At 38.2% G+C, this 26,468-nt stretch carries 28 protein-coding genes; 2 read left to right on the plus strand and 26 right to left on the minus strand.

The features are described from left to right. Positions 1–6: 6 nt before the first annotated feature. The 25 genes from recO to gpr form a co-directional block, all read right to left on the minus strand. A complete protein-coding gene (gene recO / locus MKZ18_RS17130; RefSeq protein WP_025911629.1) occupies positions 7–774 on the minus strand; it encodes a DNA repair protein RecO in 768 nt (255 codons plus the stop codon). A gap of 25 nt (positions 775–799) precedes the next feature. Beyond that, entirely contained in the window at positions 800–943 is a 144-nt protein-coding gene (locus MKZ18_RS17135) for a YqzL family protein (protein WP_064484023.1), read from the minus strand. Positions 944–1,060: 117 nt separating this feature from the next. Then, a complete protein-coding gene (gene era, locus MKZ18_RS17140; RefSeq protein ID WP_025911630.1) occupies positions 1,061–1,966 on the minus strand; it encodes a GTPase Era in 906 nt (301 codons plus the stop codon). A 142-nt stretch (positions 1,967–2,108) separates the two neighbouring features. Next, positions 2,109–2,492, minus strand: coding sequence for a diacylglycerol kinase family protein (locus tag MKZ18_RS17145; RefSeq protein WP_025911632.1), 384 nt, complete (start codon positions 2,490–2,492; stop codon positions 2,109–2,111). Continuing rightward, positions 2,470–2,940: an rRNA maturation RNase YbeY gene (gene ybeY, locus MKZ18_RS17150; protein ID WP_025911633.1), complete on the minus strand. Its 471-nt coding sequence runs from the start codon at positions 2,938–2,940 to the stop codon at positions 2,470–2,472. The genes MKZ18_RS17145 and ybeY overlap by 23 nt, the downstream gene beginning before the upstream one ends. Further along, the gene (locus tag MKZ18_RS17155; protein WP_445677370.1) at positions 2,937–5,030 is read right to left on the minus strand and encodes an HD family phosphohydrolase; all 2,094 of its coding nucleotides are present in this window, start codon (positions 5,028–5,030) and stop codon (positions 2,937–2,939) included. Before MKZ18_RS17155 ends, ybeY begins: the two co-directional genes overlap by 4 nt. Positions 5,031–5,096: 66 nt before the next feature. Further along, positions 5,097–6,068 carry a PhoH family protein gene (locus MKZ18_RS17160; RefSeq protein ID WP_025911635.1) on the minus strand — a complete coding sequence of 324 codons (972 nt, stop codon included), beginning with the start codon at positions 6,066–6,068 and terminating at the stop codon, positions 5,097–5,099. Positions 6,069–6,071: 3 nt separating this feature from the next. Then, positions 6,072–7,259 (minus strand): sporulation protein YqfD, encoded by a 1,188-nt coding sequence (gene yqfD, locus MKZ18_RS17165; RefSeq protein ID WP_119543638.1) that lies wholly within the window; start codon positions 7,257–7,259, stop codon positions 6,072–6,074. Between the two features lie 16 nt (positions 7,260–7,275). Beyond that, positions 7,276–7,560, minus strand: a complete 285-nt coding sequence (yqfC, locus tag MKZ18_RS17170) for a sporulation protein YqfC (RefSeq protein ID WP_025911638.1) — start codon at positions 7,558–7,560, stop codon at positions 7,276–7,278. A 60-nt stretch (positions 7,561–7,620) separates the two neighbouring features. After that, the gene (locus MKZ18_RS17175) at positions 7,621–8,112 is read right to left on the minus strand and encodes a hypothetical protein (RefSeq protein WP_318757593.1); all 492 of its coding nucleotides are present in this window, start codon (positions 8,110–8,112) and stop codon (positions 7,621–7,623) included. A 14-nt stretch (positions 8,113–8,126) separates the two neighbouring features. Next, on the minus strand, positions 8,127–9,110 hold the full coding sequence (floA, locus tag MKZ18_RS17180) for a flotillin-like protein FloA (protein ID WP_025911641.1): 984 nt from the start codon (positions 9,108–9,110) through the stop codon (positions 8,127–8,129). Continuing rightward, positions 9,110–10,444, minus strand: a complete 1,335-nt coding sequence (locus tag MKZ18_RS17185; RefSeq protein WP_061784762.1) for an NfeD family protein — start codon at positions 10,442–10,444, stop codon at positions 9,110–9,112. The genes floA and MKZ18_RS17185 overlap by 1 nt, the downstream gene beginning before the upstream one ends. A 151-nt stretch (positions 10,445–10,595) precedes the next feature. Beyond that, the gene (locus tag MKZ18_RS17190; protein ID WP_025911644.1) at positions 10,596–11,039 is read right to left on the minus strand and encodes a GatB/YqeY domain-containing protein; all 444 of its coding nucleotides are present in this window, start codon (positions 11,037–11,039) and stop codon (positions 10,596–10,598) included. Between the two features lie 18 nt (positions 11,040–11,057). Then, entirely contained in the window at positions 11,058–11,231 is a 174-nt protein-coding gene (rpsU, locus tag MKZ18_RS17195; protein ID WP_003152957.1) for a 30S ribosomal protein S21, read from the minus strand. Positions 11,232–11,467: 236 nt separating this feature from the next. Beyond that, positions 11,468–12,829 (minus strand): tRNA (N(6)-L-threonylcarbamoyladenosine(37)-C(2))-methylthiotransferase MtaB, encoded by a 1,362-nt coding sequence (gene mtaB / locus MKZ18_RS17200; RefSeq protein ID WP_025911646.1) that lies wholly within the window; start codon positions 12,827–12,829, stop codon positions 11,468–11,470. Between the two features lie 5 nt (positions 12,830–12,834). Then, on the minus strand, positions 12,835–13,584 hold the full coding sequence (locus MKZ18_RS17205) for a 16S rRNA (uracil(1498)-N(3))-methyltransferase (protein WP_061784763.1): 750 nt from the start codon (positions 13,582–13,584) through the stop codon (positions 12,835–12,837). A 19-nt stretch (positions 13,585–13,603) separates the two neighbouring features. After that, positions 13,604–14,545: a 50S ribosomal protein L11 methyltransferase gene (gene prmA, locus MKZ18_RS17210; RefSeq protein WP_061784773.1), complete on the minus strand. Its 942-nt coding sequence runs from the start codon at positions 14,543–14,545 to the stop codon at positions 13,604–13,606. 94 nt (positions 14,546–14,639) lie between these two features. Then, positions 14,640–15,767 (minus strand): molecular chaperone DnaJ, encoded by a 1,128-nt coding sequence (gene dnaJ, locus MKZ18_RS17215; RefSeq protein WP_025911650.1) that lies wholly within the window; start codon positions 15,765–15,767, stop codon positions 14,640–14,642. Positions 15,768–15,978: 211 nt separating this feature from the next. Continuing rightward, positions 15,979–17,790 carry a molecular chaperone DnaK gene (gene dnaK, locus MKZ18_RS17220; protein ID WP_025911652.1) on the minus strand — a complete coding sequence of 604 codons (1,812 nt, stop codon included), beginning with the start codon at positions 17,788–17,790 and terminating at the stop codon, positions 15,979–15,981. A 32-nt stretch (positions 17,791–17,822) separates the two neighbouring features. Further along, a complete protein-coding gene (gene grpE, locus MKZ18_RS17225) occupies positions 17,823–18,383 on the minus strand; it encodes a nucleotide exchange factor GrpE (RefSeq protein WP_061784764.1) in 561 nt (186 codons plus the stop codon). 99 nt (positions 18,384–18,482) lie between these two features. Continuing rightward, the gene (gene hrcA / locus MKZ18_RS17230; protein ID WP_025911656.1) at positions 18,483–19,511 is read right to left on the minus strand and encodes a heat-inducible transcriptional repressor HrcA; all 1,029 of its coding nucleotides are present in this window, start codon (positions 19,509–19,511) and stop codon (positions 18,483–18,485) included. Positions 19,512–19,596: 85 nt separating this feature from the next. Next, positions 19,597–20,736 (minus strand): radical SAM family heme chaperone HemW, encoded by a 1,140-nt coding sequence (gene hemW, locus MKZ18_RS17235; RefSeq protein ID WP_061784765.1) that lies wholly within the window; start codon positions 20,734–20,736, stop codon positions 19,597–19,599. 155 nt (positions 20,737–20,891) lie between these two features. After that, complete coding sequence (lepA, locus tag MKZ18_RS17240; protein ID WP_025911660.1) at positions 20,892–22,718, minus strand: translation elongation factor 4; 1,827 nt, start codon at positions 22,716–22,718, stop codon at positions 20,892–20,894. A gap of 166 nt (positions 22,719–22,884) precedes the next feature. Next, on the minus strand, positions 22,885–23,220 hold the full coding sequence (locus MKZ18_RS17245) for a DUF3679 domain-containing protein (protein ID WP_025911662.1): 336 nt from the start codon (positions 23,218–23,220) through the stop codon (positions 22,885–22,887). An 81-nt stretch (positions 23,221–23,301) separates the two neighbouring features. Beyond that, positions 23,302–24,414, minus strand: a complete 1,113-nt coding sequence (gpr, locus tag MKZ18_RS17250) for a GPR endopeptidase (RefSeq protein ID WP_061784766.1) — start codon at positions 24,412–24,414, stop codon at positions 23,302–23,304. A gap of 196 nt (positions 24,415–24,610) precedes the next feature. On the opposite strand from gpr, the gene rpsT reads away from it, so the two are divergent. After that, a complete protein-coding gene (gene rpsT / locus MKZ18_RS17255) occupies positions 24,611–24,877 on the plus strand; it encodes a 30S ribosomal protein S20 (RefSeq protein ID WP_025911665.1) in 267 nt (88 codons plus the stop codon). Between the two features lie 45 nt (positions 24,878–24,922). On the opposite strand, the gene holA is transcribed toward rpsT, so the two are convergent. Next, entirely contained in the window at positions 24,923–25,957 is a 1,035-nt protein-coding gene (gene holA, locus MKZ18_RS17260; protein ID WP_224839995.1) for a DNA polymerase III subunit delta, read from the minus strand. Positions 25,958–26,230: 273 nt separating this feature from the next. Between holA and MKZ18_RS17265 the strand changes: the two genes are divergently transcribed. After that, positions 26,231–26,365, plus strand: coding sequence for a YqzM family protein (locus MKZ18_RS17265; RefSeq protein ID WP_025911668.1), 135 nt, complete (start codon positions 26,231–26,233; stop codon positions 26,363–26,365). Positions 26,366–26,468: the final 103 nt, after the last annotated feature.

The raw sequence follows: 26,468 nt of genomic DNA on the forward strand, positions 1-26,468 counted from the left end.
TAACCTTTATTCGCTTTTAGTTGGCAGTGCCGCTTTCAAAGATTCCATCTGAGTTAAAAATCGCTTTGTTTTTAAATACAAGCCTGAATACTCATCATAATATTGATCAATAATAAAGTGCAATTGTTTTTTCGTTTCCGGCTTAACTGAAATAGAGCCTAGTCTTTTTAAATCCATATAATAAAATAAGCGCAGTAATTTAACGGTCATGGGCGTCAGTTTAAAATGATACGGATCTTTTTCTAGGCAACGGTGACAAATAAAGCCCCCTTCGCGTACAGAAAAGTGGAAAGTTCCTTCTTTTGCATGACAGACCGCGCATTCATCAAGAATTGGATATAAACCTAGTACATTCAACATCTTCATTTCATAAATATACATTAAAATTTCAGTATCGTATCCTTCATTCATATAATGAATCGTTTGGTAAAGCAGCTCAAACAGAAACGGATTTGGCTTGTTGTTATCTGTTCCCTTATCCGTTAATTCAAGAATATAAGAAGCATACGCGGTTGTAAAAATATCTTCGCGTATGCTTCTCATAGAAGAAATCACTTCACCTTGCTGAAGAGTTCCCATTCCTGAACCTGCTTGTATAAAGAAATAGCCATACGTAAATAACTGTGTCACAGAAGCTAAACGGCTACTCGGCTTCTTCGCGCCCCTGGCCATTAAGCCTACCTTGCCCAATTCACGTGAATAGATGGTTACAATTTTATTTGATTCACCATAGTCATTCGTTCGAATAACAATACCTTCACATTTTTTAAACAAACTTTATCACCTACTGTTGGGAAGGCTACGAAACTGGAGAATTGAGACCATCAGTATCATCTTCGTGTGCTTCAGGCCCTTCTATTACCTCTTTTTCAAGTTCTTTGAAAAGAAGGTATGTATCGATACTACCTGTTTGTGAAAAGACGTTCCAAGTAAAATTCAACATAGAACTCCCACCTTTCTAATCGTATAGATCAGATACAATTTCAATTCCTTACGTTTAGAATAGCCTTCCTAGCTAAAATCATGTAACACAATTTTTTACAATTTGTGATGTGTTAATTTAATATTCATCTTCTCTAAAACCATAGTCTCTTAAGTGTGATGAACGGTTGCGCCAATCTTTTTGCACCTTCACCCAAAGCTCTAAGAATACTCTTGAACCTAGTAAAGCTTCAATATCAGCACGCGCTTTTCTACCTACTTCTTTTAGCATTTTCCCTTGCTTTCCGATGACGATGCCTTTTTGAGAATCGCGTTCAACAATAATTGTTGCTCCGACGTATATAGCACCGTTATCTCGCTTTTGCATGGAGTCCATGACAACTGCAATGGAGTGAGGAATTTCTTCGCGCGTTGAATGCAATACCTTTTCACGAATTAATTCTGTAATGATAAAACGCTCTGGATGGTCCGTTACTTGATCAGCAGGATAGTATTGCGGACCTTCTGGAAGCACTTTTTTAATTTGCTCTAACAAACGCTCTACATTGTTTCCTTGCAAAGCAGAAATTGGGATAATTTCAGCGAAAGGATATAGATCCTTATACGTTGTGATAATTGTAAACAACTCATCTGGGTGAATTTCATCAATTTTGTTAATGACTAAAAACACGGGTGTCTTTGTCTCTTTTAAACGCTCAATGATAAACTCATCACCACGACCTAACCCTTCAGCTGCGTTTACCATAAACAGCACAAGATCTACTTCTTTTAAGGTATTTTGCGCAACTTTCATCATAAAGTCCCCAAGCTTATGCTTAGGCTTATGAATCCCAGGTGTATCAATGAACACAATCTGTGCCTCATCTTCTGTATAAACGCCTTGAATTTTATTACGAGTTGTCTGTGGCTTGTCACTCATAATGGCGATTTTCTGCCCAATTACTCGATTTAAAAAGGTAGACTTCCCAACATTAGGTCTACCAATAATTGAAACAAAACCTGATTTAAATGTATGATTACTCATGTAAAGCCTCCGATGATTGATCCATTCATAATATTCTTATCACCTTTTCTACAACACGTAATCAGTTTAGCATGCTGTAAAAAAGAGCAAATCTTACTATAGCATCATTATAGCACAACGCTATATAGAGAATACAAACAACTCATGAAAAGAAGATGTATTTCCAAAAGATAAGGATGCCAATAACAACAGCAAAACACGCATAAACCAACACTGCCGCAGCGGCAGCATCTTTTGCGTGCTTTGCTAAAGGATGACGTTTAGTTGTAATTAAATCCACTGTTTTTTCAACAGCCGTATTCATAAGTTCTAAGCTAAACATACCTGCAATTAACAGCAGAACAACCAGCCATTCTGTTAATGAGATACGAAACCACAAGCTTGCTAAGATAACTACAAAGGAAGCGAAAACATGAATTTTCATGTTTGCTTCCTTTGTAACTACATACTTAAATCCTTCTATTGCATAGCCAAAGCTACGAACTAATCGTCTTATTCCTCTTTTATCGCGTGAGTCCATGCTCATCTAAAATATCCTTTTGACGTGTAAACATTTGCTTCTCATCTTCAACCGTTTCGTGATCATAACCAAGCAAATGTAAGAAACCATGTACGGTTAAAAAACCTAGTTCGCGCATAAAGGAGTGGCCATATTCTTCAGCTTGCTCAACTGTTCTTGGAACGGAAATAATAATATCGCCTAAAACTCGCGGCATTTCCTCTCCAAAGATTTCAATCTCCCCTTCGCCCATTTCCTCTAAAGCAAAAGAAATAACGTCTGTCGGCTTGTCCTTGTCACGATATTCACGGTTGATTTCTTGAATACGTTCATTGTTTACAAACGTAATTGATACTTCTGTTCCGTCTTCTACACCTTCTTTAGCAGCAGCTACTGCTAATAAGGCTTCTAATGTTTCTTTTTGTTCATTTGTTATTTCATTTGTTTCATCAATAAAGTCAATTAATAAACTCATGCTTTCACCTTCTGTTTTTTTAATTCAGGATACTCAATACGAGAATGGAATATACCATTTAGCGTCTCACAAAGAGCTTGTCTAATCAATTCCAATTCTTTTAATGTAATATCACATTCAATAAACTGCTCATCTTCAACTCTGTCATTAATGATGCTTCGCACTAGCTTCTCAATCTTTTCTGGGGTTGGATTGGGCATCGAACGCACAGCAGCCTCTACGCTGTCTGCAATGCAGATGGCGGCTGCTTCTTTTGTTTGGGGCTTAGGCCCCTCGTAACGATAGTCTTCTTCTTTTATTTCTTCTTCTGTTTGTTCCAATGCTTTATGATAGAAGAACTTTAATAAAGACGTTCCATGATGCTGCTCGGCAATATCAACAATCTCTTTTGGTAGCTTATGCTTGCGCAAAATAGCCGCTCCGTCTGTTGTATGAGATGTAATGATATTTTTGCTGACTTTTGGAGATAACGCATCATGTGGATTACGAATATTCATTTGGTTCTCAATAAAATATTGAGGACGCTTCGTTTTACCAATATCGTGATAATAGGCCCCTACGCGTGCGAGCAAACCGTTCGCTCCAATTGTTTCACAAGCAGCTTCTGAAAGGTTAGCTACCATTACGCTATGATGATACGTACCCGGCGTTTCCGTTAAGATTTTTCTCAGTAAAGGATGATTTGGACTAGATAGCTCAATTAGCTTCATTGTTGATAAAATACCAAAGCCACTTTCAAAGAAAGGAAGCAAACCAATGGCTAATACTGAAGAGATAATGCCAGATGCCATTGCCATTAAGCTATAATAACCAAGCTCCATTGTATCTAACTGACCATTTTTAATAAAAATAATTGATAGACTAACAATCACATTCATTAGCGCGACAACGAGTCCTGCTTGAAGCACTCTTGCCTTGCGCTGTTTGTCCATTAAAAACAAGATAGCTGTAATATTACTAATCAAAAAGTAAATCCCTATATTCATATTAAACGCTGTTGTCAATTCACCGTTAAAAATAATGCTACCGCAAATGGCAAAAATGATGCTGGAAATAATGGCAATCTTCTCATTCATTAACACTCGCAGCAAAATACCACCAACAGCCACAGGGGCTAAGTAGCCAATTTCAGATAAATCAATTCGTTGAAAAAAGCTTAAGATTTTCATTAAAGCAATCGTAATACTTGTGATAATTGCATATAAAAGGAGTGGCTTATATGTATTTGCATGAAGGCCTCGCAAATAAAAAGCTGCTCCGCCAATCATAATAATAATTAGCAAGCTTAAGCCAATAAACGGTTGCAGCATTCCTTTATTGTTTAACAGCCCAGCAAGCTGAAGCTGACGGTAGATATCCGCATTGATGAGCTGATTTTCTTCCACAATAATTTGACCTTGCTTAATCCGCACAGGCTCTATTTTTTCAACTGCTGCCTGGCGATTTTCAGATGTTTTTTGTGGATCGTAAATGACATTTGGAATAATAGAAGATCTTGCGATTTCATTCATCGCAGCCTTTAGGCTAGAACTTACATTAGTTGTATACACCAGCTGCCCCTCAGCTTGGTCTTTCATTTCTTCTAAGTCACTAATCATAACTTGGTTTTTCATTACGTGGTGGACTGCTGTAACAACCGCATCTTTTGCAACCGATAATTCTTCTTTGTTCGTCTGTAAAAGCTCACTAATTGCCTTGTCAGATAGATCCTTGCGAATATTATCCGGAAGCTTATCCTGCAACATTTCTTGTTTGCTTGCTTCGCTTTTATTTTCTAGCTGATCGTACTCTTTATTCACTTCAATAATAGCATCAAAAATAGATGCAACAAGATCGACCTGGTTTTGTGCATATTCTGTTTTTTGTGTATACACATCTTCAACTGCTTCTTTTGCCTCTGCCTTCTTCTTTTCTGTACTTTCTTTATCTTCAATTGTCACAGGTGAGTAAATCGTCTCCGGTGAAATCGATAAAAGCCTCAAGTCCAATTCTTCTGGCTTTACATTGCTGTACATAGACGCAAACATAATGAGACCAATTAAAGCATATAACCCTAGTTGAATTAACCGCAGCTTTTCGATCTGTGCCATTGTTTGTTTAAAAAACCGAAACTTTGACACACCAATTTCCCCCTTTTACAAAAAATAGACCCTAAATTAAAGGGTCTCTTTGTCAAATTGGTCATACGCTTGAATGATTCGACCAACCAATGGATGACGAACGACATCTGATTGATCTAAATGGATAAACGAAATGCCTGTTACATTATTTAATATTTTTGTAACTGACCCTAATCCAGACTTCACACCTCTAGGCAAGTCCACCTGTGATACGTCACCTGTAATAATCATTTTTGACCCGAAACCCAATCGAGTTAAAAACATTTTCATCTGTGCTAATGTTGTATTTTGCGCCTCGTCTAAAATGACAAAAGCATCGTCTAATGTACGGCCACGCATATAAGCAAGTGGAGCAATCTCAATTACTCCTCTTTCTATTAGTCGCTGCGTATGCTCCGTTCCTAACACATCATGCAGCGCATCATATAGTGGTCGTAAATAAGGATCTACCTTTTCTTTTAAATCTCCTGGTAAAAAACCTAAGCTTTCCCCTGCTTCAACAGCTGGGCGCGTTAAAATAATTCGCTTTACAAAACCATTTTTTAAGGCGTTAACGGCCATTACTACGGCTAAATACGTTTTTCCCGTTCCCGCTGGTCCAATACCAAATACAAGGTCATTCTTTTTAATAGCAGAAATATAGTGACTTTGCCCTAATGTCTTAACACGAATTGACTTACCCTGTACATTTTTGGCAATCTCTTCTTCATATACATCTTCAAAAAACTCCAGCGTACCTTTTTTAGCAAGCTGAATTGCATAGACAACATCTCGTTCTGAAATTGTAATGTTTTTACGAATAATTGTTACTAGCTTCTTTAACATTTCTTCAACGGTTTGTACATCTTCAGGGTTACCTGAAACAATGACTGTTTCACCTCGAGAGATGATGTTTACATTCATTTCTTCTTCAATTCTTTTCAAGTTAACATCCTGAACACCGAATAAAGAAATTGCTTCGTTTGAATCGTCAAGTTGTACGTTAATTGTTACTAGCTGTTCTGACATTCCTCAATCTCCTTGAATAATTGGTTGGGTACTCGCAATATTTTCTATAACTTGGTAATGTATTGATAATTTTACTTTACCATTCTCAAGTTGCTGGTGCAAAACTTTTTCACCTTTTATTTCAGCATCTTCACTTAAAAATGCTTTTAATTGTTTTCGACCCGTTTCAAGCCCTTTGGCAACGGCTTCTTGTTTAGAGTATACCCGTTTTGTAGTTTGATCTTCTCTTATAATCACTTTTTCATAAGAAAGGGGTGTTTTCCACTTGAAAAAGTACAGCGGCTTCACTTCTTTTTCAACTTTTGTCGTTCTATACTTTTCTTTTGAAAACGCCCAAAGCGGCATTTTAAATGCGCTTAAATCTAAGTAGTGCTTATTATAGGATTCTCCAGTCAGCACATGAAAATTAGTTTCCAGTGGAACTTCTACTTCAGACCTGTACCATGTCTCCCCATAAACTTCTCCTTTTGCTGATACAACCTTCTTATTTTTCTCGTTACCAATAATACCAGAAACCAGTACTTCACCTTCATTTACCACGTCGTTTACTTTTACCAAAGGTTGTCCTTTCTCAACAAACATTTTTGTAATCGTTGCTTTTTTAGCTGCAACTAAATGCTGATGAGATGATTTCTCCTGCTGCTTTGGTTCATTCTTCTCAACAACTTGAAAGTGATAAGAAGTTCCCTTAACCTCTACACCGACCCATGTGATATTATTCATGGAGTCGGTTAAGTAACGCTGTATTTGCTCAGGACTACCTAATGAAAATTGAAATTCTCCTCTCTTAACGCCAACTTCCTTTAGCTTCTTGGTCATTTCATATTCTGTTTCTGGAGAAGCTCCAGTTATCTCAACTTTCCATATCATATTAGATAGCAGCGTAAGCAAAAGAAAAAAAGAAAGAACGCCTAATACAAACCCGCTGTTTCTCCACATTGTTTTTGTTAAAAAAGGAAAGCCTTGCCGACGTACAAAATAAATTTTGCAGTCAGCTTTTCGAATCAGTATACGAATTTTTTTGACGTCTTTCAACAAAATAGTGGCTGTAATACAACCCTCTTCTACTTTTTTGACATGAGAGATCATAATTCCTTGGCGCACGCATAAATTCACAAAACGTTCAATACCTTTTCCAACAATTCGAATTCGAACGGTTCCAATAATAAAGTTTGTCCATCCATTCTTCATTATGTTCCTCCTACCCTTACTGTTCTAAATAAAGAACTTGATTAATTTTCCCTTCTAACACTAATTCTTCAGGTAAAATCACCTTTATCACGAGTCCTTCACCGCGGACTAGCATTTGTCCCTGCTTCAACAACACTCGTATTTCAGTATCAGAAAAGGCTAATAAACCTTTGTGATTTTCAATATATATGTGTATTTGTCCAACTAACGTAATCCGAGGAAGATCCATTAACACATCAGCGGGTAGTTCCATCGTTTTCGTCATCCATCTTTTCATTTGCTGTCTCCATGTTTTGCTCATAAAAAAGAACCCCCTTTCATCTCATGTTTATGAGAAAGGGGGTTAATGTATCACATCTATTTATCTTTTATAACTTCGTCTTTTCGACTTTGGCGGTCCTAGTACTTCCGACCAAATAACACCTTGAATTGCTGCTTTCTTCGAAAACACAACGGGACGAGTAGATGTATCCTGCTTTTTGTCGATAGATGAAACTGAGCTCGTTCCAGCTCGCTTTGGTATTTCTCTTTGAGTCTTTAATTGTTCAAGCTTTTCCTGAAGCTCATTCCGAACGGCTTGAGCCTCTTCTTTCATATCTTTCTTAGCTTCTACTACCGTTTCTTTTTTGTTGCGCTCAGAAGGACGATAGGGTATTCGTTTTGATCGATTTCTCTCTTCTCTAGAAGTAGGATTACCAACAGGAGGCATTGGCTGGCGCTGTGGGCGTTTTTCTTCCTCTTCTGCCCCTGAACCAATATAACGTTGAATAACGTTTAAAATAAAGCCTCCGACGATGATAACAAGAAAGAGATTTCCGATAATAAATTCAAATATGCCTTGAATTATGTTCATGAGGAGAGCCCTCCTTATTTCTCTTCGTCATCCTGTCCCATTTTGCCGATAGAATCTCTCATGTCCGTGTCTGCATCAATGTTTCGGATATTCATATAATCCATCACGCCAAGGTTACCAGAGCGCAGTGCTTCTGCCATCGCTAACGGAACTTCCGCTTCGGCTTCTACTACTTTTGCACGCATCTCTTCTACTTTTGCACGCATTTCTTGTTCTTGTGCTACAGCCATTGCACGGCGCTCTTCCGCTTTTGCTTGTGCAATGTTTTTGTCAGCTTCCGCTTGGTCAATTTGAAGGACTGCACCAATGTTTTTACCGATATCGATATCTGCAATATCAATTGATAGAATTTCAAAGGCTGTTCCTGAATCCAACCCTTTTGTTAAAACTGTTTGTGAAATCATATCTGGGTTTTCTAATACCTTTTTATGATCTTGCTGAGAACCAATTGTAGAAACAATCCCTTCACCGACACGGGCAATAACTGTTTCTTCTCCAGCTCCCCCTACTAAACGGTCAATGTTTGCACGTACTGTAATACGAGCTTTTGCTTTTACTTCAATACCATCCATCGCCACACCTGAAATAAAAGGTGTTTCAATTACTTTTGGATTAACGCTCATTTGAACAGCTTCTAACACATTACGACCCGCTAAGTCAATCGCAGCTCCACGCTCAAACGATAACTCAATATTTGCACGTTGAGCAGCGATTAACGCATTAACAACGCGGTCAACGTTACCACCTGCTAAGTAGTGGCTCTCTAGCTGATTTGTCGAAACATCCAATCCAGCTTTACTTGCTTTAATCAATGGATTTACAACGCGAGACGGGATAACGCGACGTAATCTCATTCCGACTAGTGTAAAGATACTAATACGTACACCTGCTGCTAATGCTGAAATCCACAGCATTACCGGTACAAACGTAAAGAATACGGCTAATAGTATAATGCCTAAGCCAATTGCAACAAAAAATAATAAGCTACCTGGTTCCATTATTTAACTTCCTCCTCGGTTGGTAAGTCTTTCACTTTTCGTACCACAACTCGTGATCCTTCTACTTTCATCACTTTCACTTTAACATCTTTTGCTAAATAATTCCCCTCTGATACTACGTCGATGTATTCATCATTGATTGAAACTGTACCAGATGGTCGAAGTGGTGTAATTGTTACCCCTTCTTTACCGATCAATTCATAACGATTTTGGTTAGAAACATAACCCGACTCTGTATTAAGTGAGTCACTTAATACCATCTTTCTCAACGTTTTCATTCTCTTACCAAAAAATTTCATCATAACAAACGCTCCTCCCAAAGCAACAGCACAAGCAATGATTAACGACACTCCCATTTGCACGTAGTTATCCGTAGTGAGAAAGAAACTAACAAAAATAGCCCCTAACCCAATTATTCCTAATATTCCACCTGGTAAGAAAAGCTCTAAAAGCAGAAGAACAATTCCAATAATAAATACAATAATTGCTTCCATTCCTGCTAATCCCGCTACCAGATGACCATAAAAGAATAGAAGTAGCGCACCAATTCCCATGGAACCAGCTAAACCAAACGTTGGCGTATAAAGCTCAATCACTAAACCTAGTCCTCCTATCGACAGCAAAATTGGTACGACTACTGGATTGGTAACGAAGCGAGCGATATGCTCTGCCCAGCTAACCTTTGTTGTAATCACATCCGAATTTTCATAGCCTAATTTATCTAATAGCTCATTTAAATTAGCAACTGTTCCTTCAGAATATTGTACGTCTTCCGCTTGTTTAGGAGTCAGCGTTAGCAGTTCTTTATTCGTTATGTCCAGCTCTGGCAGCTCAATCGATTTATCTGCCATTGCCATTGCATATTTTGGGTCGCGTCCATTTTGCTCAGCGGCGCTTTTCATCGCTGATAGCCAATAAGACTGTGCTTTGTCGTCCGCTGCGTTACCTGACCCATCAATAACAGCTGCAGAACCCATTGTTGATCCAGGAGTCATATAAATTTCATCCGCATTTAAGGCAATGTATGCTCCTGCGGATAATGCTTTTTTATTGACGAGCGCAACAATGGGAATATCCGTTTTTGTAATACTTTTTCCAATATCAGAAGCAGCATCTACGGCCCCACCAGGCGTATTAATATCTAACACAATTAAATCTGCCTTTTCGGTTTCTGCTTCTTTAATACTACGGTTTAAAAAAGCGAGAAGTCCTTTTTCAACTGTATCCTCAACTGGAATGACATATACTTTCTCTGAACTAGCAGTGAAGGCTTGTGGCAAGAAACAAAGTATGATAAACGTAGCGACAATGATGCTTACAGTTATTTTTTTCACTTATTCTATCACCCCTCCTCTCTTTGCATCATATGAGTGCTTATCTTCTTATACGATTAACTTTACAAATAGTTTCAAGTTTTTGAAACTTTTTATGTATGAATATGAACCTATAACATATAAAAAACACCTTACGTGTGTAAGGTGTTTTTTACGATAAGTGTTGAAGAACAAGCTTATTTACAAGAGAGCCATCAGCTTTACCTTTCACTTTAGGCATAAGCGCTCCCATAACTTTCCCCATATCAGCTTTAGAGGAAGACTGCGTTTCTTCAATCGTTGCTTTAATCAATTCGCTTAACTCTTCTTCACTTAGTTGCTTAGGCGCATAAGCTTCTAATATAACTAATTCAGAATGAATTTTATCAACAAGATCTTGACGACCTGCTTTCTCAAATTCATGGAGGGAGTCTTTACGTTGTTTGAATTCGCGAGAAATAACCGTCAACTCGTCTGCTTCAGTTAGATCGTGGCCCAACTTAATGGCTTCATTTTGAAGAGATGCTTTTACCATGCGAATCACAGTTAGCTTCTCTTTCTCTTTGTTTTTCATCGCTTGCTTCATATCACTATTTAAACGCTCGAGAAGACTCATAATAAATCCACCCTCTTATTAAAACTTGCGCTTTCTAGCAGCTTCAGATTTCTTCTTACGCTTTACGCTAGGCTTTTCATAGAATTCGCGCTTTCTTGCTTCTTGTAACGTACCAGTTTTTGAAACTGAACGTTTGAAGCGACGAAGAGCATCTTCAAGCGATTCGTTTTTACGAACAACTGTTTTTGACATTCTAATTCCCTCCCTCCGAACAAAACCACTAACATCATAATGACATGTGTTAGACATGTCTTTTGCCATTATAATATAATGAACTCTTAAGGTCAACCAGTTTAAATAAAGTAATAAACCCATTCAATTGTATTTTATGAATTCACTTATTAAACCATACCCATTTTCTCAATCAATTATAAAACTTGCACACGCAGGCTTTCTTTATCTTCCAAACCTGCGTGTGCTTTTTGAAATTAAGAACTTAGTTTAACGCGATCTGCTGGCATTTCTACATCGTCCATCACACGTACAAACTCACCTTCGTTATATGGGTAACCAGCTTTAGAAATTTTTACTTTCACAAGCTTTCCAACCATTTCTTCCGTTGCTGGGAACACTACTTTCAAATAGTTATCCGTGTAACCAACGTACAGATTGCTATTTGATTCTTCTTTGTAACGTTCTTCCGGAATAACTTCCAATACTTCACCTTCAAATTCTGAAGCATACTCTTTCGCCAGTTGATTTGAAAGCTCGATTAAGCGATGTACGCGCTCGTTTTTCACTTCTTCATCAATTTGGTCGTCCATGCGAGCAGCAGGTGTACCTGTACGCTTAGAGTATGGGAACACGTGAAGCTCTGAGAATTTATGCTCTTTAATGAAGTTGTATGTTTCCATAAACTCTTCTTCTGTTTCACCAGGGAATCCTACAATTACATCAGATGTAATCGCAAGTCCAGGTAACGCTTCTTTTAAGCGTGTCAAACGCTCTCCAAAGAATTCCATTGTGTACTTACGACGCATGCGTTTTAACACCGTATTTGACCCGGACTGAAGGGGCACGTGTAAATGACGAACAACCATTTCAGATTTATCCAACACGTCGATAACTTCGTCTGTAATCTGACTAGCTTCAATTGATGAAATACGGATGCGTTTTAATCCTTTTACTTGAGACTCTAAATCACGTAATAGCTGTGCAAGATTATAATCTTTCATATCTTCACCGTAGCCACCCGTATGAATTCCCGTTAAAACAATCTCTTTATAACCAGCATCTACTAATTGTTGAGCTTGCGCTACAACTTCTTTTGGATCGCGTGAACGCATTAAACCTCTTGCCCAAGGAATGATACAAAACGTACAGAAATTGTTACAGCCTTCTTGAATTTTCAAGGATGCACGCGTACGGTCCGTGAAAGCTGGTACGTCTAATTCTTCATATACGCGTGTTTTCATGATATTTCCTACGCCGTTAATCGGCTGGCGCTCTTGTTTAAATTGTTCAATGTAATCTAGCATCTTCACGCGATCTTGTGTACCTACAACGATATCAACGCCAGGAATCGCCATTATTTCTGCTGGTGATGTTTGTGCGTAACATCCTGTTACACAAATAACAGCATCTGGATTTTTACGAATTGCACGACGAATTACTTGGCGACTTTTTTTATCACCTGTGTTCGTTACCGTACAGGTATTGATAACATATACATCAGCAGTTTGTTCATATTCTACGCGATCGTAGTTAGCTCCTTTAAACAACTGCCAAATAGCTTCTGTTTCATAGTGATTCACTTTACACCCTAACGTGTGGAAAGCAACTGTTGGCATTGTGTTCACCCCATTAACTCAGTTTGATATGAAATAGCAGATAGCACGTATAGCGGTGCTGTTTCTGCACGTAAAATTCGAGGACCGAATCCACATTTAATAAATTGATGTTCTTCTAAAAACGCAACTTCTTGTTCTGTGAGTCCACCTTCTGGTCCAATAACAACCAAAAGCGAATCACCTGGCTGTAGATTAGATAAAACATGATGCAAATTAGAAGACTCACCTTGCTTAGCTACTTCTTCATACGCTACAATTTTATGCGTACAGTCGCTTGCTGCAACGAGCTGTTTTAAAGTCATCGGACTGTCAACAGCTGGCACTATGGTACGATGAGATTGCTCTGCAGCTTCCTTTGCAATTTTGTTCCATCGCTCTAATTTCTTTTTACCTTTTTTCTCGTCCCATTTCACAATGGAGCGATCCGCAATAAAAGGGATAAACCTCGTTGCGCCAAGTTCTGTCCCTTTTTGAATAATAAGCTCAAGCTTATCCCCTTTAGGCAACCCGCTCACAATCGTAACTGTCACAGGCATTTCTTTTTCTTCACTTAGCCATTCTATAATAGATCCTTGGATTTCGTCAGTGGAAATCATTTCAATCTCACAGAGAGCCGCTTGTCCATTTTCATTGCAACAAATAATACGTTCTCCTTCTGACATTCTCATCACTCGCTGAATGTGGTGAGCATCTGATTCAGTAATTCTCACCGTTTTATCAACAAATTGATCATTTTTTAGAAAATAACGTTGCACAGCTACACCTTCTCACTTATCAAGCTTGTTTAGTCGCAATAATAGCTACCCAATCTTCCATCATTGTTACTTCTTCAATAACAAATCCAGCCTTCACAAGCGCTTCTTTTACTTCTTCTTTCTTGGCACTAATTATGCCTGATGTAATAAATGAACCGCCTGGCTTCAGAACCGCATATGCATCGTCAACAAAACGAACAATAATTTCTGCTAAAATATTTGCAACAACAACGTCTACAGGACCTTCAATATTATTTAAAAGGTTATTTTGAGCAACCGTTACAGCATCTTGCACTTTGTTTAGCTTTACGTTTAAACGAGCAGAACGAACGGCTACTTCATCAAGATCAAGTGCTCTTACAGATTTTGCTCCAAGCATTGCTGCACCAATACTTAAAACGCCAGAACCTGTTCCAACATCGATAACCGTATCATTTTCTTTAACCGTTCGTTCAAGTCCTTGCAAAGACATGACCGTTGTTGGGTGGGTCCCTGTTCCAAACGCCATCCCTGGATCTAATTCAATAATTAATTCATCTGTGTTGACTTTTTCATAGTTTTCCCAAGTAGGGACAATTGTAAAACGCTCAGATATTTTTACAGGATGATAATATTTCTTCCATGCAGTTGCCCACTCTTCTTCATTTACCTCACTGATTGTCACCTTGTTTGCACCTAAATCAAAGTCATAAACTAACAGGCCGTTAATAGCCTCTTTAATACCTTCAACCGTCTCACCTAAGAAGCTATTTACAGGAAGGTATGCTTTTACAATTACGCCTTCTTCAGGGTAATCATCGGCATTAAGCTGGTAGATTTCCCCAAAAGTTGTATCCCTTTCTTTTATTAAATCTGCAGGATCTTCGATTACAACACCGCTCGCTCCTGATTCATGTAAAATATGTGAGATTGGTTCAATCGCTTCCTGTGTCGTATGAATACAAATTTCAGACCATTTCATCTCTACCAACTTCATCCCTTCTATTTTTTCACTTCATTTTGTTTTATGACAGCTGACAGGTTGGTAAAGCATTTTACCAACCTGTCAGTGTTTACTATTCGCCTTTAATTGCTCTCTTTACTTTTGCAAAGAAAGAATCGTGCTGCTCATCAACTGCTTCTTGTCCGCTTAATTCTGCGAATTCTCGGATCAATTGTTTTTGTTTCTCAGAAAGCTTTGTTGGTGTAACAACGCGCACGTGAATATGCTGGTCACCCTGACCATATCCTCGAACGTTTGCTACACCTTTCCCTTTTAGTCGGAACCTTGTACCCGTTTGCGTACCTGCAGGAATTTTCAACTTTACTTTTCCATGCAGCGTCGGTACTTCCACTTCATCTCCCAGTGCGGCTTGTGCAAAGGTTAACGGCATTTCACAATAAATATCATCACCGTCACGCTCAAAGAGTTCATGTGATCGAACGTTAAACACAACGTATAAGTCTCCAGATGGACCGCCATTTGCACCAGGTTCTCCTTGGCCACTCACGCGAAGCTGTTGACCATCATCCACACCAGCTGGAATTTTCACATTAATTTTGCGACGTTTTGTTACTTTTCCTTCTCCGTGACATGTTGAACATTTCTGCTCAATTTTCTTACCAGTTCCATTACAATGATGGCAAGCACGACGGTTTACTACACGACCAAACGGCGTGTTTTGTTCCACATTTAATTGCCCAGAACCGTTACAGTGTGAACATGTGCTTACTTTTGTACCTGGCTTTGCACCTGACCCATTACATGTGTCACATGTTTCTTCACGAGGAATTTCAATTGTTGTTTCTTTCCCAAATACCGCTTCTTCAAACGATAACGTCATCGTATATTGTAAATCGGCACCTTGTCTTGGCGCATTAGGGTCTCTTCTACGACCTCCACCACCAAAGATTGAACTAAAAATATCTTCAAAGCCAAAGCCGCCAAAGTCTGATCCGCCGCCAAAACCACCAAAGCCTTGATTTGGATCAGTATGACCAAATTGATCATAGTGTGCTTTCTTTTGATCATCACTCAATACTTCATATGCTTCTTTGACTTCTTTAAATTGCTCTGCAGCATCCTCGGCTTTATTAATATCTGGATGATATTTTTTTGAAAGCTTACGGTACGCTTTTTTAATTTCATCTTTTGTAGCGCCTTTGCTGATGCCGAGTACTTCATAGTAATCTCGCTTACTCATCAATACTCACTCCCGAATCGTTTCACATAAACGTAATTGTATCATCATTAATCTTTCCATCGCAACAGAAAAGTTAAGCGACACACCGAACCTATTGTGAATTGCTATTTTTGTACGTTAAAAAAGTCAAAGCCAAGAGATAGCTTGACTTTGACTTTTGAAATCCTGTGAATTGCACCGTGGCGTCCTTCACATTAGTCGTCAAGATGCATTATTTTTTATCGTCGTTTACTTCTTCAAACTCTGCATCTACAACATCATCGTTTTGAGCGCCTTCGCCACCAGCTGCTTGTTGAGCTTGCTCGTACATTTTCACCGTTAGAGTTTGAACAACCTCTTGAAGTTCATCTTTTTTCGCTTTGATTTCTTCAAGGTCATTCTTTTCAATTGCAGCTTTTAACGCATCTTTTGCTTCGTTAGCTTTTGTTACTTCCGCTTCTTCAACCTTACCTTCAAGGTCTTTCAACGTTTTTTCAGTTGTAAATACAAGTTGATCTGCTTCATTGCGTAATTCAACTTCTTCTTTACGCTTTTTATCTGCATCCGCATTATCTTCTGCTTCTTTTACCATGCGTTCGATTTCATCATCTGATAAACCAGTAGAAGACTTGATTGTAATTGCTTGCTCTTTATTTGTACCTAAATCTTTTGCACGTACGTTTACGATACCGTTTTTATCAATATCAAAACTTACTTCAATTTGAGGTACACCACGTGGAGCTGGTGGAATGTCCGTTAATTGGAAACGACCTAACGTTTTGTTGTCAGCTGACATTGGACGTTCACCTTGAAGCACATGAATGTCTACAGCCGTTTGGTTATCAGCTGCCGTTGAGAATACTTGTGATTTACTTGTAGGAATTGTTGTGTTTCGCTCAATTAGCTTTGTAAATACGCCACCCATTGTTTCAATTCCTAGAGATAATGGCGTTACATCTAGTAATACTACGTCTTTTACATCACCAGTTAATACGCCACCTTGAATTGCTGCACCTAAAGCAACAACTTCATCAGGATTTACGCCTTTATGAGGCTCTTTACCAGTTTCTTTTTTAATTGCTTCTTGTACAGCTGGAATACGAGTAGAACCACCAACTAAAATAACTTTATCTAGTTCACTTGCAGAAAGACCAGCATCTTGTAATGCTTGACGTACTGGAGCCATTGTACGCTCTACTAGGTCTGCAGATAACTCTTCAAACTTCGCGCGTGATAGCGTTACTTCTAAGTGAAGTGGTCCAGCTTCGCCAGCTGTGATAAATGGTAATGAAACTTGTGTAGAAGTTACACCAGATAAATCTTTCTTCGCTTTTTCAGCAGCATCTTTTAGACGTTGAAGCGCCATTTTATCCTTAGCTAAATCAATGCCATTTTCTTTTTTAAACTCAGCTACTAAGTAGTCGATGATTACTTGGTCAAAATCATCTCCACCAAGACGGTTGTCACCAGCAGTTGAGCGTACTTCGAATACACCATCGCCTAGTTCTAGAATCGATACGTCAAACGTACCTCCACCTAAGTCATATACTAGTACAGTTTGATCTTCGTCTGTTTTTTCTAATCCGTATGCAAGAGCAGCTGCTGTTGGTTCGTTGATGATACGCTCAACTTCTAAACCAGCAATTTTACCAGCATCTTTTGTTGCTTGACGCTCAGCATCGTTAAAGTATGCAGGAACTGTAATAACCGCTTTTGTTACAGGCTCACCTAAGTATTCTTCTGCATATCCTTTTAAATGTTGAAGAATAATTGCTGACATTTCTTGAGGTGTATACTCTTTCCCTTCAGCTTCTACTTTGTAATCTGTACCCATATGACGTTTAATTGAGATGATTGTGTTTGGGTTTGTAATTGCTTGACGCTTTGCTACTTCCCCAACTTGACGCTCACCGTTTTTAAACGCAACAACAGATGGTGTTGTACGATTTCCTTCTGGATTTGGGATTACTTTTGGCTCGCCGCCTTCTAAAACAGCGACACAAGAGTTCGTTGTACCTAAATCGATACCAATGATTTTACTCATGTAAAATAACCTCCTTGTTTTATGTAATAGTTTTATTGGTTTACTTTTACCATTGCAGGGCGAATAATTTTATCCTTTAGTTTATACCCTTTTTGAAGTTCTTCTACGACTGTATTTGGTTCATACGCCTCATCTTCTACTTGCATAACAGCCTGATGTTCATAAGGATCGAATGGTTTCCCTACAGATTCAATTGCCTCAACACCTTCTTTTTGAAGTGCCTCAACTAATTGACGGTAGACCATCTCTACACCTTTCATCACAGACTTCGTATTCTCATCTTCTGTGTTCACCTGTAGAGCACGATCAAAGTTATCTAGTGCTGGTAAGATATCTGTCACTAAAGATTGAGCACGATATTTCTGTGCTGCTTCTGCATCAAGACGAGAACGACGACGGAAATTATCGAAATCAGCTTGTAGACGTACATATCTATTTTCCTGTTCTTCAAGCTGTTGCTTTAATTGGTCAATTTCTGTTTGAAGAGTAGCTTCTACAGATTCTTCTACAGATTCTTCAACAGTCTCTTCTTGCTGAACTTCTGTATCTACAGTTTCTTCTACTACATCCTCTACTTGCTTTTCGTTTGACAATTCCTTCACCTCCTTAAAGTTAGAGCACGTTCATGCTGCTGTCTATTTTATCATAGGAAAGACAGGAAGCAATGACTTCCAGCACTTTCCTTTTATTTTTTATTGCTTGTATAAATTCGTTAATAAACGAGACATGTCAGAAGATAACAATGTCATTAAGCTAATAGCTCGCGCATATTCCATACGAGTCGGTCCTAATAAAGCAATGGTACCAATTTGTTCTTCACCAAACGAATACGTAGCAGTAATTAAACTACAATCAGCCATTTCGTTTACTTCATTCTCACGGCCAATTTTAACGTGAATACCAGATTCACTAGACGTTAAAAGCTGTGAAAACTCTTTTTCATGTTCAATAATAGTGAATAAATCACGAATTTTATCAATGTTATGAAACTCAGGCTGAGCAAACATATTCGTTTTTCCACCGATAACCATTTTACCGCTTGTATTCAGCTTTAACGTATCGCTTAAAATCGTCATCGTTTCTTTATACCCTCGAATATGATTTTTTAACAATAAAGCTACTTCTTTATACATCTTATCATGTAGCTCAGTAATCCGAACGCCTACTAGCTTATCGTTTAAAATATTGACCATCTTCTCAATATCTGATGCGCCAATACCAGTAGGTAAAGTAATGGTACGATGCTGTACGTGACCTGTATCTGTAACAATAATAGCAACGGCTGACTCCTCAGTTAACGGCAAAATCTGCAGCTGCTTGAGCTTATTCGTTACTGCTTTAGGGCCAAGCACAATGGACGTTAAGCTTGTTAAGTCTGATAAAATTTGAGCAGATTTTTGCACAATCTCTTCCAGTTCAACAACTCGTTCAGCAAAGAGAGACTTAACTGTTGAAATATCTTCATTCGTTAATAGCTGCGGAGATAACAAATGATCCACATAATAGCGATATCCTTTTTCGGATGGAACGCGCCCTGAAGATGTATGAGTTTTTTCAATAAAGCCCAGCTCTTCTAAATCAGACATTTCATTGCGAATTGTTGCTGAACTAAAGTTAATTTCACTTTTTTTAGAAAGTGTACGAGAGCCAACAGGCTGTGCAGATCGAATAAAATCATCAATTATGACTTGTAAAATTAATAGTTGTCGATCAGTAAGCACGTTTCATCACCTCTGTTAGCACTCTAAAAGCTTGAGTGCTAAATCTAATAATAAATTACCAAATCATTATGGGTCATGTCAACGATTAGATTCCACCAATAAATGCCTGGAATACCTCATTTCCTAAAAAGCGCCCTTTTTTTGTTAGTCGCAGCGAACTTTCGGTTTGTTCCAGCAATCCTTTGTTTGTATATTCTTTTATTGGCTCAGAAAAAACATCATTCATTTCAACTTTATACTTTTCGTAAAAGCTAGCTTTGTTAACACCATTTGTTTTACGCAATCCTAGAAACATCTCTTCTTCCATTCTTTCCACTTTTGAAACAGAAATTTCATCTAAATAAGCATGATTCGTTTCAGTAACGGCCTGCATATATTTTTTTAACGGTGCAATATTCGATCGTCTAATTCCATCAATGTAGCTATGAGCTCCCGCTCCTATCCCGTAGTAATCATTATTATTCCAATACGTCAGGTTATGGAGGCTTTCGTAGCCTGAACGAGCAAAATTGCTAATTTCATACTGAGAATATCCATGCTTATCCATCTCATCCATTAACATCTCGTACATAAACGCTTCATCTTCTTGAGAAGGCACACGAAGCTTTCCTTTATTCATTAAGTTATAAAATACGGTTTTAGGCTCAATGATAAGAGAATAAGCAGATATATGCTCGACATCCAGTGAAAATGCAATATCAAGCGTTTCTTTGAAATCAGAAATCGTTTGTCCAGGCAAGCTGTACATTAAATCTAAGCTAATATTTCTAAACCCTATTTTTCTCGCTTCGTCAACAGCTTGAAATGCTTGCTGGTTGCTATGAACACGTCCAATTTTTTCAAGAAGCTGTTCATTGAACGTTTGAACACCAATGCTCAATCGATCTACACCGTACGCATGTAAAATTCGTAACTTCTCTTCTGTTAGCTCATTAGGATTTGCTTCAAACGTAAACTCTTTTACATCATGAACTGGAAACGATTCATGAATGGATTCTAAAAAGTACGTCAGTTGCTTTTCATCAAGGGCTGTCGGAGTTCCTCCACCGACAAAAATCGTCTTTAAATCATTAGCTGGATACCTTTCTACCGTCTGCTTCATCTCATCTCTCATTTTTTCTAGATAAGGCATAACGGGCTGATTTTTGAAAAATACTTTATTAAAGTCACAATAGTGACAAATATGATGACAAAAAGGAATGTGCAGGTAAGCTGCTTCAATCATCGTCTTCCACCTCAAAATAGTTAAAGTAAATGATAAAAATACCGCAGATGCTCTCTGCGGTATTTTTTATCGTAACGCGTCTTTAATCGCTCTACGCTATAGTGTAACAAATCAATCAGTTATAAAACACTAAACTGCTTATATTAAATGATTTCTCACTCTTCATCCATACGCAGTACAGCCATGAATGCTTCTTGTGGAACTTCTACTGATCCGACTTGCTTCATTCGTTTTTTACCTTCTTTTTGTTTCTCAAGAAGCTTACGCTTACGAGAAATATCTCCACCGTAACATTTTGCTAATACATTTTTACGAATGGCTTTGATTGTTGAACGTGCTACAATCTTTTGACCAATAGCTGCCTGAATAGGGACTTCAAACTGCTGACGTGGAATCAGCTCTCTAAGCTTCTCTACGATAATCTTACCGCGGTCGTACGCTGAGTCACGGTGCACGATGAAGGACAGTGCATCGACTTTTTCTGCATTTAATAAGATATCCATTTTCACAAGCTTAGATTCTTTGTAACCAATTAATTCGTAATCGAAGGATGCATACCCTTTTGTGTTTGATTTTAATTGATCAAAGAAATCATACACGATTTCAGCTAGCGGAATCTCATACACAATGCTCACTCGATTCGCATCTAAATACTGCATGTCGATGAAGTTACCGCGCTTCTTCTGACAAAGCTCCATAACAGCTCCTACATAATCATTAGGAACCATCATCGTTGCTTTTACATACGGCTCTTCCACTTTTTCAATCTTTTGAGCGTCTGGCATATTAGACGGGTTATCAACAGATACTTTCTCGCCATCCGTCATGTAAACATCGTAGATAACACTTGGTGCTGTTGTAATCAAGTCAATCTTAAACTCACGCTCGATACGCTCTTGGATAATTTCCATGTGAAGCAGGCCTAAGAATCCACAGCGGAAGCCGAATCCTAATGCTTGAGATGTCTCTGGTTCAAATTGAAGGGCAGAATCATTCAGCTCCAGTTTTTCTAAGGCTTCACGTAAGTCATTATATTTTGCTGTATCAATTGGATACAAGCCGCAATATACCATTGGATTTAAACGACGGTAACCTGGTAATGGTTCAGTTGCACCATTTTTAGCAAGCGTAATCGTATCCCCTACACGTGTATCTCCTACGTTTTTAATAGCAGCTGTTAAATATCCTACATCTCCAACAGATAGTTGGTCTTGTGGAACTGCTTTTGGTGTTAATACACCAATTTCTGTTACTTCAAACTCTTTGCCCGTTGCCATCATGCGAATTTTATCGCCTGTTTTGACCGACCCTTCTACAATACGAATAGATGCAACAACACCACGATACGCATCATAGAATGAATCAAAAATTAAGGCTTTTAAAGGCCCTTCAGGATCGCCTTCAGGAGCAGGTACCTTTTCTACAATTTGCTCTAAAATCTCTTCAATTCCAATACCTGCTTTTGCAGAAGCGAGCACTGCTTCTGAAGCATCTAAGCCAATTACATCTTCCACTTCTTGACGTACGCGTTCAGGCTCAGCACTTGGAAGGTCAATTTTATTAATAACCGGTAAGATTTCCAAATCATTATCTAGCGCTAAGTATACGTTTGCTAATGTTTGCGCTTCAATTCCCTGAGCTGCATCCACTACAAGAATTGCTCCTTCACAAGCTGCAAGACTACGAGACACTTCATATGTAAAATCGACGTGCCCTGGAGTATCAATTAAATGGAAAATATATTCTTCCCCATCTTTTGCTTTATACTTAAGCTGAACAGCATTTAGCTTAATAGTAATTCCACGCTCACGTTCTAAATCCATAGAATCCAAAAGCTGAGCTTTCATTTCGCGCTGCGTAAGCGCATTTGTCTTTTCTAAAATACGGTCAGCTAATGTTGACTTTCCGTGATCTATATGAGCAATAATCGAAAAGTTTCTAATTTTCGACTGTCGGTTTAACTTCGCTTCTCTATCCATCATTTTTTCACTCCTACTGAAAATCGGCAAAATACACTAAAGTAAATTATAACAACACATCAGTCAACATTCAATAAACTTCTCAAAGGAAGGAGAGAGATGAGCTCAATAGTAAAGCAGAGCAGCTTTAATGTATAGCGAAACATTAAGGCTGCTCTGCTTTGTTGTTTTATACAAACAGGTTATGAAAAGCTTCGACTGCTTTTTGCATAACAGCCTGTATGCCGTTAGCTAAGCTTTTTCCGATTGAAGAAAAAAAGTTAAATGCCTTTCGCTCTTCCAGTAGCTTTTGTTTTTCTTCAAGGTCCACAACTCGCTTGTTGCCCATTACATCTGCTTCTACTTCGCCCTCGCTCGTTTTAGAAACTGTAAAAACTTGCTGAATACTAGGGTCATCATACCCTTTCATCTTAATTAGCCCTTGCTGGGCAGTCTGCATCCCTAATAGTACACCGAACAATAACACAACGCTTAGCAGCAGCGACTTCATCATGAATTTCGCCATGAGAATGCTCCTTTCATCTAAACATACCTATTCATTTTCGTAGTATTCATTATGGGATACTTCTTCTTGTTTCATTCACTTTTAATGAGTATAAGATCCAAAGTTTCCTTGATCCACTTCATGGTGAAGAGCTGCGTTCAGCCCTCCAGCTACCACGTTGGCCATCTCTTCTATAAATAAGTCAACTTCTTTTGGTGTAACCATCAAATTATGACCTAACGGCGCTAACACCTCATGAATTAAACGACGCTTTTCTTCATCAGGTAACGTACCAATCATTCCTAAATACGTTTGACGATGTTCTTCGCTTGGTAAATCTTCGTCAGTTAACTGTTTTTTTTCTCCAAACGTCATTCCAGAAGGGATAAGAGACTTCGAAGGCTTGTCTTGTTCATTCATCTCACGTCCAAAATGCTTTAAAATAAAATCAATGGTATCGCTTGTAATTGATACCGCATCAACAACTGTGGGTATACCGATTGCAATTACTGGAATACCTAGCGTTTCATAGCTAATTTCTTTTCGTTTATTTCCAACTCCAGAGCCGGGATGAATACCTGAATCTGAAATTTGAATCGTTGCGTTCACACGTTCGATTGAACGAGCTGCTAAAGCATCAACCGCAATAATAAAGTCAGGTTTTACTTTTTGGACAACACCAAAGATAATATCGCTCGTTTCAATTCCCGTAATCCCCATTACACCAGGTATAATAGCACTTACCGGACGGAACCCTTCTTCTACGCTTTCAGGCTGTAGAGCAAATAAATGACGAGTGATTAATAAATTTTCGACCGTCTTTGGTCCAAGTGCATCCGGAGTAACGCTGCTGTTTCCAAGACCGACTACTAAACAACTTGCATCATCTGGGATATTCAAGCCTTTTATAAAATGATTTAGTTCTTCGGCAAATACTTCTTCCATCTTTTCCTGCTTTTCGGTATCCTGCTCGCGAATTCCAACAGATTCTAGAGTAAGATAGCGACCTTTTTTCTTTCCAATCGTTTGGGCACCTCGTTCAGTTATTTCGACTAAAGATACCTTTACTCCATCGACATCTTTCTCTTTAAAAATAACGCCTTCAAGCTCAGACTGCTTGGCTTGCTTTTCATTGTCTTCAACAGCCATCGTTCTTGCTTCCACGGCTAAATCAGTGCGAATACTATATTGACTTAAGTCTAAGTTTTCATTCATTGCAGACCCTCCTCAGCTATTATCATAGAAGTTAGTTTCACCTCTTGCTAATTAATTCATGCACGAGAGCGATAAAATTCCTTTTAGGTGCTATTGCATTATAGCCGTGGGTTTGATAAAATATCCTTTGTTCTTATTGTAAGAAATGTCGAGTTCTATATAATCTCGATTGTTATAATTTCGGGAGGTGAAACGAATGCCAAACATTAAATCAGCTATCAAACGTGTAAAAACTGCTGAAGCTCGTCGTGCACATAACATCCAAGTAAAATCTGCTATGCGTACTGCTATCAAAAACTTTGAAGCTTTAGTTGAAAACAACGATGTAGATAATGCAAAAGCAGCATACTCTGTTGCTTCTAAAAAATTAGACAAGGCTGCACAAAAAGGTCTTATCCACAAAAACGCTGCAGCTCGTCAAAAATCTCGCTTAGCGCAAAAACTTAACGGTTTATCTGCATAATAAGCGAAAAAACGATCCCTATAGGATCGTTTTTTTTATGTTTTGCTAGACACCAGCTTGCTTTAAGAAAAACAATTGTAAAAGCAATTCTTTGTCTATTTTTCCCGTCTTCATTTCATAATCTGCTTCTGCTAGCTCTTTGATAATGCTACGCAGCAACGGCTCTTCAAATTTTCGACTTTGTTGAAGAGCAATTTTCACTCGAAAAGGATGCACTTTTAACGTTTGTGCAATTTGCTGTTGACTATACCCTTGACCAGAAAGCTGCTTTGTATGATAAATTAAGCGAAATTGTGAAGCTAGTAACGATAGAATTTTGATTGGCTCCTCATTGTTCCGAAGCAAATCTTGATAAATATTTAACGCTTCTTTTAGGTTTTTATTCATAACTGCTTCAATAAGTGTAAAAACATTTTGTTCTAACGTTTTGGCTACAAGCTCGTGTACAACTTCCCGCGTAATGACACCATTATCTCCTACATAAAGCATCATTTTCTCCACTTCATTTGTGATGATCGTAACGTTTAATCCGACAAGCTGCAGCAAGAGCTGCTTAGCATCTTCATCCATTTCCACGTTTCTTTTATGCAATACGTCTTTTATCCACTGCACTAAGTCATGCTCATTAAATTCATTTGCTTCCACATATGTAGCCTGCTTTTTTAACGCTTTTGTTATCTTTTTACGCTCATCTAATTTTTCATAAGGAGCTTGCACGATTAAAGTTGAAAAAGGTGCGGGTTGCTCAAGATAGTCCTGCAATTTACTAACATCGTGTTCTACCTTAGATTTTGATTTTTCTGCCGTTAGAAAAAAAGCATTCTTGGCAATTACCACTCGCTTATCACCTAAAAAAGGCAGCGTTTCAGCATCTTCAATTACTTGTTCAATCGGCGTTTCCTCTAAGTCATATATCGATAAATTAAACTCTTTTTCCTCATCTGATAAGGAATGTTGAATAATTTTATCTCTTGCTTTTTTCATAATAAAAGCATTTAAACCATGTAATAAATAGACGGGTTTTATGTCCTTAGAATTGATAGTTTTCAACGAATCTATTGCCAATTTTTTACGCTCCATTCTATAGTTCTTCACCTTCTATGGTATAGGTGCGACAACGGTTTGGCAAGAATACAAAAAGGAATTGCTAAAAGCAGCAACTCCTCAGTTTATAATAAACACTAACAAATTAAGCCCTAGGTTACTTATTTGTTAATGAGTAAACCCATATAATTATCGTTTACTTTTTTGCCACAAACAATGATTGTTAACTGTTGTCATGTTAGGAAAACGCTTTATATTTTATAGATTTTTTAAAAAACATGGATTATACTGTAAATAGGAGGGGTGGCAATGAATCAATTTGAAGAAAGCGTTCAAAGTAAACGAAACGACGCAGTCGATTCGGCTGTAGGATTTATCGCATCATTTGGATTTTTTACTACCTTATTTATTATCGCAACGGTCATTCACTACTTTGGTTCATAAGTAGCTGCTAATGAATACAACCTTTATTCATTAGTTGAATCGGTAAACGAGATAGAAAATCAGCAACACTTAGCGACTGTCATCTACAGTCGTTTTTTTAACT

Source organism: Priestia sp. FSL W8-0001, from assembly GCF_038050335.1.
Classification (GTDB): domain Bacteria; phylum Bacillota; class Bacilli; order Bacillales; family Bacillaceae_H; genus Priestia; species Priestia flexa.